12 protein-coding genes are annotated in these 14,638 nt (G+C 66.0%); 7 read left to right on the forward strand and 5 right to left on the reverse strand.

Annotated elements, in window-relative coordinates:
• Positions 1 to 280: 280 nt before the first annotated feature.
• The 4 genes from AB0F52_RS38515 to AB0F52_RS38530 form a co-directional block, all read right to left on the reverse strand.
• Positions 281 to 1,117, reverse strand: coding sequence for a pentapeptide repeat-containing protein (locus tag AB0F52_RS38515; protein ID WP_360181774.1), 837 nt, complete (start codon positions 1,115 to 1,117; stop codon positions 281 to 283).
• Between the two features lie 1,561 nt (positions 1,118 to 2,678).
• Entirely contained in the window at positions 2,679 to 2,972 is a 294-nt protein-coding gene (locus tag AB0F52_RS38520; protein WP_360181777.1) for a hypothetical protein, read from the reverse strand.
• 30 nt (positions 2,973 to 3,002) lie between these two features.
• Positions 3,003 to 3,305: a hypothetical protein gene (locus AB0F52_RS38525; protein ID WP_360181779.1), complete on the reverse strand. Its 303-nt coding sequence runs from the start codon at positions 3,303 to 3,305 to the stop codon at positions 3,003 to 3,005.
• Positions 3,306 to 3,532: 227 nt separating this feature from the next.
• Positions 3,533 to 3,955 carry a hypothetical protein gene (locus AB0F52_RS38530; protein ID WP_360181782.1) on the reverse strand — a complete coding sequence of 141 codons (423 nt, stop codon included), beginning with the start codon at positions 3,953 to 3,955 and terminating at the stop codon, positions 3,533 to 3,535.
• Positions 3,956 to 4,064: 109 nt separating this feature from the next.
• On the opposite strand from AB0F52_RS38530, the gene AB0F52_RS38535 reads away from it, so the two are divergent.
• The 4 genes from AB0F52_RS38535 to AB0F52_RS38550 all read left to right on the forward strand — a co-directional run bounded on the left by AB0F52_RS38535 (position 4,065) and on the right by AB0F52_RS38550 (position 9,028).
• Positions 4,065 to 6,281, forward strand: a complete 2,217-nt coding sequence (locus AB0F52_RS38535; RefSeq protein ID WP_360181785.1) for a BTAD domain-containing putative transcriptional regulator — start codon at positions 4,065 to 4,067, stop codon at positions 6,279 to 6,281.
• Entirely contained in the window at positions 6,278 to 8,041 is a 1,764-nt protein-coding gene (locus tag AB0F52_RS38540) for a type VII secretion-associated protein (protein WP_360181788.1), read from the forward strand. The genes AB0F52_RS38535 and AB0F52_RS38540 overlap by 4 nt, the downstream gene beginning before the upstream one ends.
• Before the next feature lie 104 nt (positions 8,042 to 8,145).
• Positions 8,146 to 8,379, forward strand: a complete 234-nt coding sequence (locus AB0F52_RS38545) for a hypothetical protein (RefSeq protein WP_360181791.1) — start codon at positions 8,146 to 8,148, stop codon at positions 8,377 to 8,379.
• A gap of 124 nt (positions 8,380 to 8,503) precedes the next feature.
• Positions 8,504 to 9,028 (forward strand): hypothetical protein, encoded by a 525-nt coding sequence (locus tag AB0F52_RS38550; protein ID WP_360181794.1) that lies wholly within the window; start codon positions 8,504 to 8,506, stop codon positions 9,026 to 9,028.
• A 300-nt stretch (positions 9,029 to 9,328) separates the two neighbouring features.
• Here the strand turns inward: AB0F52_RS38550 and AB0F52_RS38555 are convergent, their stop codons facing one another.
• Positions 9,329 to 9,934 (reverse strand): hypothetical protein, encoded by a 606-nt coding sequence (locus AB0F52_RS38555; RefSeq protein ID WP_360181797.1) that lies wholly within the window; start codon positions 9,932 to 9,934, stop codon positions 9,329 to 9,331.
• A gap of 47 nt (positions 9,935 to 9,981) precedes the next feature.
• Here AB0F52_RS38555 and AB0F52_RS38560 point away from each other — a divergent pair, with 47 nt between their 5' ends.
• The 3 genes from AB0F52_RS38560 to istB all read left to right on the forward strand — a co-directional run bounded on the left by AB0F52_RS38560 (position 9,982) and on the right by istB (position 14,594).
• Positions 9,982 to 12,774 (forward strand): BTAD domain-containing putative transcriptional regulator, encoded by a 2,793-nt coding sequence (locus tag AB0F52_RS38560; protein ID WP_360181800.1) that lies wholly within the window; start codon positions 9,982 to 9,984, stop codon positions 12,772 to 12,774.
• 864 nt (positions 12,775 to 13,638) lie between these two features.
• Positions 13,639 to 13,824, forward strand: a complete 186-nt coding sequence (locus tag AB0F52_RS38565; protein ID WP_360182265.1) for a hypothetical protein — start codon at positions 13,639 to 13,641, stop codon at positions 13,822 to 13,824.
• Positions 13,821 to 14,594: an IS21-like element helper ATPase IstB gene (gene istB / locus AB0F52_RS38570; RefSeq protein WP_360181803.1), complete on the forward strand. Its 774-nt coding sequence runs from the start codon at positions 13,821 to 13,823 to the stop codon at positions 14,592 to 14,594. Before AB0F52_RS38565 ends, istB begins: the two co-directional genes overlap by 4 nt.
• Positions 14,595 to 14,638 lie beyond the last annotated feature (44 nt).

Genomic DNA, 14,638 nt, shown 5'->3' on the forward strand with positions numbered 1-14,638 from the left:
CGGTGAGGCAACCGAGAACCCGCAACTCACAGAAGATCGACATGCCATCGGGGGGCGAGAACCTACAGACGTCTGTAGGGTCTCACCCTTGACTTCATTTTCAAGTCGGCTGACTTCATGTTGAATTCATTTATGAAGCGCATGTGAGATCCGGCTGTCCGCACCGTCTATCTCGATATCAGTGCTGCGACTGGTCGATCTGTCGCGCTATCCCTGGGTTGCCTCGGCAACAAGGTCTGCGATGTGCCTCTGGTCGCGGTTGTGTGGGCTACGGGGAGAATTATTTGAGTCCGACAACCTTGCTGAGGTCCACGCCGCGGACATCAGTGCTGTGAAGGTCGACACCGAACAAGCGCGTATAGTCGACGGACGCCTCACGCAGGTCCGAATGGAAAACTGTTGAATCGGAGAGTTCTGCACCGTTGAGGTCGGCATGAAATAAGACTGCGTAGCTGAGGTCCGCACCACGAAGGTTGGCATGAAAGAGTCGGGCACCAGTGAGGCAGGTGTGAGTGAGGTCAAGACGTCCTGGGCCGTCCCACTGTGGGTCGCGTTGCGCCACCACGGACAGGGCGGCTTGGATATCTTCAGGCAGCTTACTGCCCTTGTCTCGGGGACAGGATTGCTCCGCTGGCGCGTGTGTACGAATGAACGCGGTAAGAAGTTTTATCACGGTAGGCTGGTAATCGCTGGTGTTTCGAACAAGGTGTTGCAGGGCATAGATCCCACCGAGGCGGACATCGACCTTCTCCGCGCCGGGTTGTCCAAGCTGCTCAACGGCTTTACCGAACCGGTCCGTGTATTGGCCCTGCTCTGCAATGCGTACTTGGTTTTCGGTGGCACCAGACTGTCTCTGCGTGGCGACCAGCGTCTGGCTGGTGAAGTAGAGGGTTGCCAGCAGCGACAGGACCCCGACTGTGACGGGTATCTTCGCCCAACCCTTCCACCGCGCCCATTTCTTGATCTTGTACGCTGCACGTTGGCGTCGCGTCGATCTACGACCAGGCGGCTGGGACCGTTGCTTATGTCGAAGACTTACGAGCGTCGGCCGCCTAACAGGTACGGCGGCTACTGTTAGAGGGCGCCGCCGCCGCGGCGCACCGCGTGACTCCGTCATACCGCGAACCTACGGCACCGGAACACGTGGACCGCGATGAGGTCACCGGCTAGTGCGTCGCACCACGCCCCGACCAGGTGATGTGGTCATGCAAAGTCACCTGGTGAACCTAATGCAGCTCATATCGATGTGAGATCAAGTGCAGGCCGAACGCACTCTCAAGTAGCCACAAAGTCGCGCTCTTCTAGATCGGATCTAAGCCACCGAGCGCCGACCGCCAACATCTATCAATAACCGCCGATAGCAGCTGCAGAGTCGATCGCCGTGGGCACGCAGATGACCCCTCAACTACGCGGAGGGCGCTGCGTCCATCCCGAGCGCGCCGATCTTGTTGGAACAGCGTGATAAACGACCATGCCCCCGCGAGGAGGGCCGTATCCGAGGTGGAAACGGGCCGTATCGCTTGCACCTGGGACCGCAACGCGTCGACATCTTGTTCAGGCCCGCGCACTGCGGGCATGACCAGTACTGCGCTAGGGGAATCGTCTGGTCGTTGACTGCAGCACCGACGTCATGGCGGACGCTGGCGTCAGGGTCGAGGAGTGCTTGTTCGTGCAGCGGGTCGCTGGCGTCGAGCCAGGCTGAGGCCGTTCACCCAGGGTCACATCGACCACGCCCACTACACGCCTCCCAACGCACTCTTCGGCTGCGAGGAGTGCGTTCGCGGTGGCGTTGGACCGGTGTCCGCGTTGCCCGATCAACGCCGCCGTCACGCACGCTGCCGCTGAAGAAATGCCACGAAACTGAGACCGATCTTGAGTGACATCGGAGTGAGACAACTCGAAACAAGCAGGTCACAGAAGATCAACATGTCACGCGCGGTGAGGCCCTACAGGTCCTAAAGTCGATGACACTTTCCCAAGGATCTTGGCACTGAAATGGCACTAGTGCCATGAACTGGGATTGATCGTTCTTCGACGCCTGATGGGCCGTTCGAGCGGGAGTCCGCGACGCGCCGTCGATCATCGAGCGATGGCGGTACGAGCTCTGGAACGAGTCTCCGCGCGTCGAGCTGCCCTGGCCGGCTGAGAAGTGGCCGCCGCTATGCAGGGCGACACATCCGTCGCGCATGTAACGCCCTTAAGGCTCGGAACCGGGGGCAAGGCCGACTCCAGCCTGGTGACCGACCCGCCGCTGACCTCCGCGGCGGGCGTGGTGTCGTCGCGGCACAGCGTCCCCGACAGCCTGCACGGCGTGCTGTTCGTCCGGATCGTGCCGCTGACCCGCGGTCCCCGACCTGACGGGCCTGTCCCCCTTCAGTCTCGGCGACGTGATCTCAGGTGCGTTGCCCGGCACTTGTCCAGCTGTCAGCGGAGGCCCCGCAGCACCCTGGTCGACCTGGTCACCTTGCCGACGTCTCCCGCATTCACCCACACCGTGCCGCCTGGCACGGCCAGGTACCACGCGCAGCTTGCCGATCCGTGGGGAAGGAAGGGAATCCTAGTGGCCGTGGGTCCGGCCCGAAGTTCGCGACCACCCGGTCGCGCCGCGCTGGGGCCGACCGGCTGCCCGGTCGGCCCCAGCAGAGTGAAAGCAGCCGCGACAAGGCCTTCAGGCCCGGTCAGAACACACGAACCCACAACGAGTACCCGTCACGGTAGTCGTCCCACTTGCACTTGTAGTCCAGCCACTCCTTGGTGATGACGCCGATCCTGCCAGTGAACTTGCAGGTGCTGAGGAATTCGAAGGTGTGCGAGTACTCCCAGAGCTCACCGCCAAACTCCACGGACGCCGCCGATGCCGCAGACGGCGTGGCATGCCCGCCGCCAGGCGCGGCACTCGCATGAGCACCGGTGGCGGGCATCACCAGAAGCGACAGCGCGAAGGCTGCGGCGATGACAATTCTTCGCATCATGTTTCCTCCCTTGTTTCACTGCTGAAGCAATCAGTGGTAGGGCTTCACCCATAGGATCCACGGCCCGGTGAGGCCCGATTTCACGCACATCCAGCTCGACCACCAGCCCTGGTCGAGCCCAAAGTTCCCCCACCCCTTGCAGGACCACGGGTCGGGGAACGGGCCGTCGTACTCCCATTCATGCGTTTGCGCCGTCGACACGGACTGCGTCACCGTGGCCGTCGTAGCCGCTCCCGCGGGCTGTCCCAGTCCGAGCAGCAATGCAAGTGCGACGACAAACGGAATGCTGATCATCGTGATCTTCTTGCCCGTTCGAGTGGCGTTCTCTTTCACGCCGATTCCCCTTCCTTCCGAATGTGCACCTGGCACCTGGAGACAGTCTTGGTACGCGGCTCGGCACTACGCCACCAGCGCGGCCGTGTTGGGGACGGCTGGGACAGCACGCGCTCTTGAACCGCCGCGCTGATCTTTGAGCTGGACGCCATCTACGGATCAACCGGACCGCTTACGGCGAACGAACTCCGAGCCGTTCCCCAGCAGCCGACCGGTCAACGTCGAAACTATGAAACGCCTCCGGCGATCGCGTAGTCACCTGGGTCGCATCGCGCGGTGGAGGTGGAACCGTAGAAACCCCACGGTGCCATGTATTGGGTTCCGAACACGGGATACTGCCAGTTGATGCGGACATCCACGCACGTCAGCCAGGCACTGTAGAACTCTTTCGGGAGCAGCGCGCTGCGCTTGCAACTCCCGCTGATGTAGGTCCACGGGCTGATGTCCTTCACAGTGCGACAGGTCTTCGACAGCGTCGTCACGTCACTGGTATGGGCCGCGGAATCTGCGCCTGCGGCCTGTACCGGAGCGGTCAAGGCAGCCCCAACGGTGGCGAGCGCCGCACAGAACACCACCGCACATTGTGCCGTTCGAACCATGACTTCTCCTTCGCTGTTGGTCTCGTCGACTGATACGGACGTGATGAACACCGTGGACTCCCGATTCGCCGTGACCTCACCACGCTTTGGCAATCGCCTGGTCAGCGGTTGTAAGCCGGTGTCCGGGCGGAGTAGTACAGGGGCTGGGGAGGTGGGCATCGTGGCGACAGAACTGCGTGTGCTCGAACAGGTCGAGCTGCGGGTCGATGGCCGGTTGGTGGAGGTTGGTCACGCACGGCAACGGTGCGTGCTGGCGGTCCTGGTGGTGGAGGCGAACCGGATCGTCACGATGGAGCAGCTGCTGGAGCGCGTGTGGGCGGATCGGTTGCCCTACAAGGCACGTCAGGTGGCCAGCAACTACGTGTCGCGGCTACGACAGGTGCTGACGCCGACTGGCGACATCGCGGTCGTGCGGCGGCGCGGCGGGTACATGCTGGAGGTGGATCCGGAGGCGGTAGACCTGCACCGGTTCCGCCGGCTCGTGCAGCAGGCCCGCAGCGCAGACGACGCGCGGGCGCTGGCGCTACTGGAGGAGGCGACGGGGCTGTGGCGGGGTGAACCGTTCGCCGGGTTGGACACCCCGTGGCTGACTGTTCTGCGCACTGGCCTCGAGCGGGAACACCTCGCCGCCCGGCTCGACCGTGTCGACGTCGCGTTGCGTTGCGGCCGGCACACCGAGGTGCTGCCCGAACTGTTCGCGCTGGCGGAACAGGAAGACGTGGACGAACGCGTCGCTGCTCAGTTCATGCTTGCCCTGCACCGCGCCGGACGCACCTCCGACGCGCTGATCCACTACCGGCAACTGCGTGCCCGGCTGATCGAGCAACTGGGCACCGAGCCCGGCACCGCACTGCAGGACCTGCATCAGCGCATCCTTGATGCCGACCCCGCACTCGCCCCGTCCTCAGCAGCGATGACGGGGGCGGCGACGAACGCGAAGCAGCCGGTGCCCCGGCAGTTGCCCGCGCCACCGCGGTGGTTCACCGGCCGCGACACCGAACTGGCCCGCCTGGACCAGGCTCTGACCGCCGAGCTGGCTGAGGGGCCGCAGCCAGCCAGCACCGGTTCGGAAACAGGAGCCGGTACCACAGTGGTGATCTCCGCGATCGGCGGAGCGGGCGGGATCGGCAAGACCTGGCTGGCCCTGGCATGGGCGCACCGGCACACCGAGGGGTTCCCTGACGGGCAGCTGTTCGTGGACCTGCACGGGTTCAGCCCCACGCAACAGCCGATGGCCGCGGCGGTGGCGGTGCGTGGGTTCCTCGACGCCCTGGGAGTCGATCCCGACCGGATCCCGACCGACTTGGACGCGCAGGCCGCGCTGTACCGGAGCCTGGTCGCCGACCGGCGGATGCTCATCGTGCTGGACAACGCCGCGACCGCCGAGCAGGTCGTCCCCCTTCTGCCTGGCAGCCCGTCCTGCACTGTGCTGGTCACCTGCCGCACCAGGCTCGCCTCGTTGATCGACCGGCACGGTGCCCGTCACCTGCAACTCGACGTCCTGACCCATGACGAGGCCCGCGCCTTGCTCGCCGCACGCCTCGGCGCGGACCGCGTCGCCGCCGAACCCGGCGCCGTCGACGAGCTGGTCGCGCTGTGCGGGGGCTATCCGCTGGCTTTGTCGATCACCGCCCGCCACGCCGCCACCCGCCCCGACGTCCCGCTGACCGAGATCGGCGCCGAGCTGCGCGAGCTCGGCCTGGAGATGCTCGACCACGACACCGACGGACGATCGATACTTCGCGACTCTCCAGGCGTGTCTGATCCGAACGGTCAGCCGGGGCTTGCACCGCTGCTGGACGGCTACCAGTACGACGTTTTCGTCAGCTATCGCCGGTCCGGACCGGGTAACGCGGCCCGGTGGGTGCAGCAGCACTTCCACCGGATGCTCGAGGACTGCTTGGCGGATCAGATCGGCCAGACCGCGGTGTTTCTCGACACGAGCGCCGAGACAGGCGTCCATTGGCCGACCATGGTCCAGGCTCTCGCACGCAGCAAGATGCTCGTGGCCATCTGGTCGCCGCCCTACTTCGCCTCGCGGTGGTGCCTGGCCGAGCTGGAGACAATGCTCGCCCGCGAACGCGCCTTCGGCGGACTGACACAGTTGGTGTATCCGATTGTCTACTCCGACGGCGATACTTTCCCCGAATGGGCCAGGAAGCGCCAGGGCCGGTCGGTCCACAAGGTGTCCAACCCCTTCCCGTCCTTCGAGGGATCGCACCGGCAAGCGGATCTGTACGACGAGACGTGCGCGATCGCGATCGAGCTGGCCGTGCAGCTCGCCCGGGTACCGCCGTGGCGGCCGGACTGGCCGGCCTGCGACGTCCCACTCGTTCCGCCGCGGACTCCAATCGCATTCCCGGTGTATCAGCCATGATCTTCACGTTCACCACCGAAGAGCCGAACCGTCCGTTTGGCCGTCTGGCTTACAAGGTCGCGGTGCAGTTGGCCCGGTGGCGCTACCGGGTCCTGTACGTCGACTGGAACACGTCCGACAAGGCGGGCGGCGTTGCCGACCTCATTGCCGATCGGCTCGATCCGCTCGACGCCGTGCGCACCCTAAGCCTTCGAGGATCTGATTCGGTTGACGTCATCGTCGGGGGAACGGCCGATCGGCTACCCGCGAACCGGGAAGACTGGGCTCACGCCTACACCGACGGAGTCGCCGATTTCCTTGAGGAATGTGCCGAACGTTGGCAAGCAGTCTATGACGTTGTGGTCATCAAGGGCGGGCGGCCGGGCGACCCGAGCCGGGCGATCGCGGTGGCGCATCTGCCCGACGCCGTAGTGCTCGACTGCCGCGGTACGACGGCCGCGGCTATGCACGCGGCGAGCGCGAGCCGGGACCTGCTGCCCTATGGCCGAGCCCAGCTGTTGGTGCTGCCGCTGCACGGAAACGCTGAAGATTACGAGCGATGGACATTGCCCTGGGTGCACGCCACAGTCCGGCCCGAGCGCGTGGCCGACCTCGCTGCCGGGGACATCCGGGTAATTGCCGCGCTCCTGGCCAATGGGCTCGCCGGGACCGACCTGCTCGTCGCCGACCCGGCAGCGTATGTGTTCGCCACGAAACACCACGACGGTGTCACGGAAGCGGCCCGAGCCGTGCGTCCGGAGCTAGCGCAGCTGGCTCCCGAGCGTGCAGACCTCGACAGGATCCTCCGCGAGTTGCTCACCGCACACCCGACACCCGTCGCCCGCCTCCGCGACGTGCTGGTGTCCGACGCCCACCTCGACACATGGCTGGCGGAGCTGCTCGCCGACCTCAAATTGCGGCCGCCAGACGCTCGGACGTCGCTAAGCGCCGACGCCCCCGTCCGCCACCAGTGCCCGATCGACGGCAACTACGTCTGGTATCGCCACCGCAGCGAACCAGTACCAGAATGCCCCGATCACCAGGTGACTTTGGAAGCCGCGCCCCTGGCAGGTCGCGTCGCCAAAGGGTCGTTGATCGCCGACGGGGCCAGCGAATCGATCGCGACCAGTGGCCCCGGACCCCGACCGGCTTCGGGGCCTGGACATGAAGCGCCAGGCCCCATTGACGCTGCGCCATTGGTCCGCGACCTTCCATGGAAGACCGGCAACCGGCGCCGGCTGTGGGGCGTGGCCGGTGTCGCGGTGGTCGTCGTGGCCGCGCTCGTCGTCGCCGGGATCTTCGTGTTCCGCGACTCCGGCACCCAGGCCGAACCCGGCTGGACGCTCTCGCAGTACGACTTCAAGTTCGTCGCGCCGGAAGACTGGGTCCAGACCGACGACCGGGTCGCCCAGCGGCAGGTCGTCATCCACCCGCAGGAGTCCCGCGACGGCAACGACCTCCTGGTCGCGCAGGAATACGTCATGGACTACGACGCGACGGCGGACCCGCAGAAGCTCGCGGACGAGCTCCGGAAGGGCGCGGAGAACGACACGCAGCAGCAGTACAGTGCGTACAACCCGAGCGCCTCGTACGCGGGCCGGACGGTGATCTTCTATCACCAGGTCAAGCCGGACCGCCCCGATATCCAGGTCGACTGGTACGTCGTGGCGAAGGGCCGGATCCGCGTCCACGTCGGCTGCCAGTACGCGACGGCCCCGCTGCGGGACCGGGTCGCCGCCGCCTGCGCGCAGGCCGTGCGCACGGTCGACATCCTCAACTGAGAGGGGGCACGCGGTGCCGTCCGAAGAGTTCGAGAGCGCCGCGGCGTCCTGCGGTGTCCGGTGTCGACGCGTCCCGCGCTCCGGAGGAGGTGCTCACTGGTGCGGTGAAGCCGTTGGTGGACAGTGGGGCGGCGGTGCAGGTCCAGTTCAGCGACCCAAACTCGCCCCGCGGGCGGCTGGCCCGGCGCTGGGAGAACGAGGGCAACGCGCGGCGTCCGGAGCGGCTGGCGCTGTTCCGGCACCACCACGACCCCGTTGGTGAGGCCGACACCCTGGACAGCCTCGGGTTCATCGCCCACCGCACCGGCGACCACCAGCAGGCCCTCGACCATTACTGATGCGGACATCGTCTTCGGTGATCAGGATTTGGTCGGTGGTGAGCAGGCTGATCGTCGACGGGCTCTGCGCATAGAGGAGCAGCAGCAGGCAGGCGAGGCGGTCCTCGGAGTCGAGGGTGCTGTCATGCAGCAGCCGGCCGATCAGCAGGTCCGTGAGTTCGTCTGCGGGGACGCGTTCTGGCAGCAGGCGGCGTACAGGCTAATCGTGATGGCCGACCTGGTGGTCATCGACCTGTCTGGACTTACCCCAGGGTCACTCGGTCTGCGGTTCGAGCTGGAGCAGGCTTTCGCCACCAAGCGGTCCGATCAGGTCGTCGTGCTGGCCGACAACTGGAGCGACCGGGACTACTTGGCCGGGCTGGTCCGCCAGGCGTGGACCTGGTCACCGGGCAGCCTGGCAGTGGTGAACGCGTACATCGTCGACAAGCTCGTGTCGAAGTGGGTGACCGTGCCTGGACCGTCTTCAGCCTTGGGAGAGCCCCAGCTGGGCCGGGAGTTCACGTTGCGCTCCGTCCGGGAGGAGTCACGGCGCCTGCTGAGGTCGATCCTGGAGTCAGGACTCCTGAGCGAGGTAGGCCCAGCATGCCGCTCACTGCCCGCGTTGTGGCTGCCCGTGAACAACAATCCGAGGAAGTTCCACGGGAACTGAGACTGATCATGGTGACATCACAATGAGACACGAGGAGATCCTCAGGTCACACGAGATCGACATGTCATGAGCGGCGAGACCCTACATTCGGTGTAGGATCTCACGATTTGTGTCGAAATCTCAGCGGTCGTGTCGTGCAAATGTCGTCAACGACATTCTCGTGAGATTCCGTGCGGGGAAAATTGATGTTGGGATGCTGACGTGCGGCTCCTCGCCGCGATCAACGGCGAGGAGGGTCTGCCGCCCGTCAGTGCTGCTGCCTACCTCGTTGGTGCTGCGGACAACCGCCTGGTCGGTGCTTCAGTTGTCCCAGAGCCACGGTGATTTGGGTTCGACCGAGGACTGCACCCTGATCTTCGACCACGAGAAGTGGTACTTATCGAAGGCGTAGCCGGTGATCCCCCGATACCCGCCAGAGTCCCTGTCATAGATCCAGACCGTAGCGTCGTTGGCCGTCTTCGCCAGGTGGCTGTTGGCGAGCAACAAGGCATCGAAGTAGCAGTCGATGAACAGATGGTCATTGATGCTGATCGGCTGCCAGCGGTCCCACAGTCTGAAGTAAACGTCACCCGGAATCGCATAGAGGTAGTAGTCCGGGCCGACCAGGTAGACCGTGGCATCGGTTGATGTCTTGACTTGCTCCCCCCTTTCCGGGCAATACGAGGCCGCCGTGAAACCTGCCCTCGGCGCGCCGGGTGCCGGGGCGGAGGCGGCTTGTGCGGCGCTGACCGGCGCGAGGATGGCGAGGACTGCAGCGAGCACAAATGTGAGCAACCGTCGAAAAGACATCATTCTTTCCTCCATGTGGATGTGGATCAGGAGAGGCAGCTCGCCCCCCAGTACACGGTGGGCTACCGGTTCGTCGTAACCACACCGCGTTCTGGAAATCGCCTGGTCAGCGGTCATACCACGGTGTGTGAGCGGAGTAGAAAGGGGGCGGGGAGGTGGGCATCGTGGCGGTGGAGCTGCGGGTGCTCGGACAGGTCGAGCTGCGGATCGACGGCCGGTTGGTGGAGGTTGGTCACGCGCGGCAGCGGTGTGTGCTGGCGGTTCTGCTGGTGGAGGCGAACCGGGTCGTCACCGTGGAGCAGCTACTGGACCGGGTGTGGGCGGATCGATTGCCGTATAAGGCACGGCAGGTAGCGAGCAACTACGTCTCGCGGCTGCGGTGTCTGCTGGCGGACGAGGTCGAAATCGTGCGGCAGGGCGGTGGATACATCCTGGAAACGGATCCGGAGACGGTGGACGTCCATAGATTTCGCAGTCTCGTGGAGCAGGCACGCGGGCGAGACGATGCACAGGCGTTGGCGGAGCTGGAGGAGGCGGCCGGGCTGTGGCGGGGCGAGGCTTTCGAGGGACTGGACACGCCGTGGATCGCCGCTGCCCGTGAAAGCCTGGCGAGGGAACGGTTAGCCGCCGACCTGGACCGGGTGGACCTTGCGCTCGCACAGGGCAAACACGCGGCGTTGTGTGCCGAGCTGGCCGAGCGAGCGGACGCGCATCCGTTGGACGAACGGGTCGCCGGCCAGCTGATGCTCGCCTTGTACCGCAACGGCCGCCAAGCCGAGGCACTCCTGCGATTCGACAACATCCGCGCACGCCTAGCCGACGAAGTAGGTGCCGACCCAGGACCCGAGCTGCGCGACCTGCACCGGCGAATCCTCAACACCGACCCTGCCCTCGAGCGCAATACGACGCCGGACGTGCCGCGGCAACTACCTGCGCCTCCGATGCTCATCGGCCGCGCCGCCGAACTGACGCTGCTGGACGAAACGCTGGCAGGAACATCTAGCACCATGCTGATCTCGGCGATCGGCGGGGCGGGGGGGATCGGCAAGACCTGGCTCGCGCTGGCCTGGGCGCACCGCCACCTGAACCGATTCCCCGACGGACAGCTGTTCGTGGACCTGCGCGGATTCAGCCCCACCCAAGAGCCGATGACTCCCGAGGTAGCCGTGCGCAGGTTCCTCGACGCCCTGGGAATCAATCCCGGCCGCATCCCGACCGACCTGGACGCGCAGGCCGCGCTGTACCGGAGCCTGGTCGCGAGCCGACGAATGCTGATCGTGCTGGACAACGCCGCCACCGCCGAGCAGGTCGTCCCGCTGTTGCCGGGCAGCCCGGCCTGCACCGTGCTGATCACCGGCCGCACCAGGCTCGCCTCGTTGATCGACCGGCACGGCGCCCACAGCCTGCACCTGGACGTTCTGGACCGCGCCGAGGCGCGTGCAGTGCTGGCCGCGCGCCTGGGCGCCGACCGCGCCGCCGCCGAACCAGATGCCTTCGAGGAGCTGGTTGACCTGTGCGGGGGCTACCCACTGGCCTTGTCGATCACCGCCCGCGTCGTCGCGACCCGCCCCGCCGTCCAGCTGGCCGAGATCGCCGCCGAGTTGCACGAGCTGGGGCTGGAGATGCTCGACCACGACACCGATCCCGCCGCCAGCCTGCCCGCCGTCCTCTCGTGGTCCCTGTGCCGGCTCACCGACACCCAGCGCACCGTGTTCGGGCTGCTGGGCATCGCTCCCGGGCCCGACACGACCCTGCCCGCCGTAGCCGCCCTCACCGACCTGTCCCCGGCCCACGCACGCAAAGCGCTATCGGCACTTGAGGAGGCATCCCTGCTCGAGCGGCGGCCGCACGGCCGGTACGCGATGCACGACCTGGTCCGCGATTATGCCGTCACCACCGCTCACCGTGACCTTGCCGAGCCCGTACGGGAGGCGGCCCTGGTGCGGGTGACGGACTTCCACGTGCACACCGCCCACACCGCCGACCGCCTCCTGGAACCCCACCGCGAAATCATGCAACCCGACCCTCCCACGCCCGGGGTCCACCCGCTTCTGCTACCAGACGCAGCGGCCGCACTGGCCTGGTTGGACGCCGAACACGCCACTCTCGTCGCCACCCAGCGTGCCGCCGTCGCCCTCGGCCGCCACCACGCCGTCTGGCACCTCGCCTGGACACTGGATCTCTTCCACTTCCGGCGGGGGCACCTGCGCGACGCACTCGCCACGTGGCGAGCCGCGCTGGACGCCGCTGACCACCTGTCCGGCCCCCCTCTCCGGAGCCGCACTCACCGGTTCCTCGGCAGCGCCTATTCGCGGCTGGGCCTGCACGAGGAAGCCACCAGACACCTCGACCAGGCCCTCGACCTGGCCGTGCGTCACCACGACCCCACTGAAGAAGCAGCTACTCACCAGGTGCTCACGTATGCATGGGCACGACGGGGTGACGATCAACAGGCTCTGGCACACGCCCGACACGCCCTGGACCTCCACCGCGCCCTCAAACAGCCGGTGCGGGAAGCCTATGCGCTCAACTCGGTGGGCTGGCACACCGCGCGCCAAGGCGACCTCGAAACTGCGCACGACCACTGCCACGCTGCTCTCATTCTGCACCGACACCACCACAACCGCGATGGTGAGGCGGACACCCTGGACAGCCTCGGGTACATCGCCCACCGCATCCACGACCACCCACAGGCCGTCGACCACTACTACCAGGGCCTTACCCTGTACCGCACCCTCGGCAACACCTACCAAGTCGCGAACACCCTCGACAACGTCGGCCACCCTCTCGCAGCCGCGGGGAACCTCGACCAGGCACACAAGGCGTGGCAAGAGGCTCTGGAGCTGTACCGGGAACAAGGCCGCGACGAAGATGCCAGGCGGGTGCAACGACAACTCGACGACCTTGGTTCGGCACTGGAGTCGATCAGGCCGTCGGGTGCGGGCGAGACCACCTAGCACACGCGAAGCTCGGCATGCCGCGTCTCGATCTCCAACTTGAGCGTGCGCTCGCAGCGGGCCGCCAGCACAGGCCCAACAGCCCGCTCCACCGGCCACGATGAAAGCCGCAGGGTTGACCACGCCCAGCTACGCCACGGCTTCTCTCGGAAGTCTGCGCCATTGAGGAAATGTCACCGTCATGAGACCGATCATGGTGACATCACCGTGAGACAACCCAGATACCGGCAAGTCAGCCAACATCAACATATCATAGGCCATGAGACCCTACACCGCCTTGTAGGTTCTCCCGATTTGTGTCGAAATCTCACCGGTCGTGTCGTGCGAATGTCGTCGACGACATTCTCGTGAGATTCCGCGCAGCACAAGTTGATGTTGGGCCGTTCGCGTGGTGTCGCCGACGTGCGCACCGAGGTCACACCTCCCGGCGATTGTCCCGGTGTAGGGGTTGAGCCCGTCAGGTTCCGCCCTTGTCGCCGAAGAGGCTGCCATGACCAGCAGACCCGAAGGCGCACTGATCAGTTTTCGACTGCCCGGCGACCTTCGCGACGCGCAGACGCGGCCGTGGTCCGAGGTCGACGCGTCGCTGTTGAGCACAGCGGCTCCGTGGCGCACTTTCCGCTGGCACCGGGACCAGAAACTTCTGGTGCGCCGTCGGCAATCGGCTCGGTTGCGGCCTGCACCAGGTCGAGGCGCTAGGCGACGGCAAGTGGTCGTTGAACTCAGCAGCGAGCCGAAGTGCGCGCAGACGTCCCCGTCGGACCGGGCGGCTTCGACGACGACGGCCAGCACGTGGGTTCAGGAGTTCATCGTGCTATTCCGTGCTGTGGATTCATAGAGTGCCGTCCTCGATCGCGCCGGAAGATGGATGCCGGCCGGGTCGACGACGCGCTGGGGTTGGCGGCGATCGCGGGCCGGTTCGCCGAGGACGACCTCGCCTCGATCCTGGACCACCTGACCTCCTCCGGGCCGCCGAGCGACGTGGTGGTGGCCGATGAGGCCCACTCCGCGCAACCGGGCACCAGCGGCTGGGAGGTGTTCGGCCAGTGAGCAGCCCCAAAGCCCCCGCCCTGCCTGAGGAACTGGACCTGGTGCTGCGCCGGATGCGGTTGCCCTACCTGCGCAAAGCCGCACCCGACGTCCTGGCCACCGCGCGGGCGCAACGCTGGGATCCCGCCGAGGTGCTGCGCGTCCTGCTCGGTGAGGAGGTCACCGGCCGCGGCGCCGCGACCCGGCGCATGCGGCGCAAGACCGCGAACTTCCCCACCGGCAAGACGTTCTCCTCCTGGCGCGCCGAGGAATCCTCGATCTCCGAAGCCACCCAGAACTCACTATCCACATTGGAATGGATTGGGAGACATGAGAACCTGGCCGTCGCGGGGCCGTCGGGCACCGGGAAGTCGCACTTCGTGGAAGCCCTCGCGCACTCGGCGATCGAGAACGACATGCGGGTGTCCTGGTTCACCCTGGAAACCTTGACCGCCGCGGTCGGCAAAGCCACGGTCGACGGCTCAGTGGCCCGCACGATCTCCCGGATCTGCGGCTGCGACCTCATCGTCGTCGACGACATCGGGATGCTGCCCGCCGGACAGGACGCCGCCGAGGCGTTCTACCGGATCATCGACGCCGCCTGCGAACGCCGCTCGATCGCGGTGACCAGCAACATCCATCCCAGCGGGTTCGACTCGATCATGCCGAAAACCCTTGCCACGGCCACCGTCGACCGGCTACTGCACCACGCCCACCTGGTCACCACCAAAGGCGACAGCCACCGCCTCGCCGAAGCCATCGCAGGCAAGGGGGTGGTCGCCTTGACCTAACCCAGATCCGGAGAACCGCTGTCCATCAGCCCGGAGAAATACTG

Origin of the sequence: Amycolatopsis sp. NPDC024027 (assembly GCF_040638975.1) — a bacterium.
GTDB lineage: Bacteria > Actinomycetota > Actinomycetes > Mycobacteriales > Pseudonocardiaceae > Amycolatopsis.

Bases quoted from the DNA above. Each gene is read 5' to 3' on its own strand.
- AB0F52_RS38515 (WP_360181774.1), bottom strand. From the start codon at position 1,117: ATGACGGAGTCACGCGGTGCGCCGCGGCGGCGGCGCCCTCTAACAGTA.
- AB0F52_RS38520 (WP_360181777.1), bottom strand. From the start codon at position 2,972: ATGATGCGAAGAATTGTCATCGCCGCAGCCTTCGCGCTGTCGCTTCTG.
- AB0F52_RS38540 (WP_360181788.1), top strand. From the start codon at position 6,278: ATGATCTTCACGTTCACCACCGAAGAGCCGAACCGTCCGTTTGGCCGT.
- AB0F52_RS38550 (WP_360181794.1), top strand. From the start codon at position 8,504: ATGCAGCAGCCGGCCGATCAGCAGGTCCGTGAGTTCGTCTGCGGGGAC.
- AB0F52_RS38555 (WP_360181797.1), bottom strand. From the start codon at position 9,934: ATGACCGCTGACCAGGCGATTTCCAGAACGCGGTGTGGTTACGACGAA.
- AB0F52_RS38565 (WP_360182265.1), top strand. From the start codon at position 13,639: ATGGATGCCGGCCGGGTCGACGACGCGCTGGGGTTGGCGGCGATCGCG.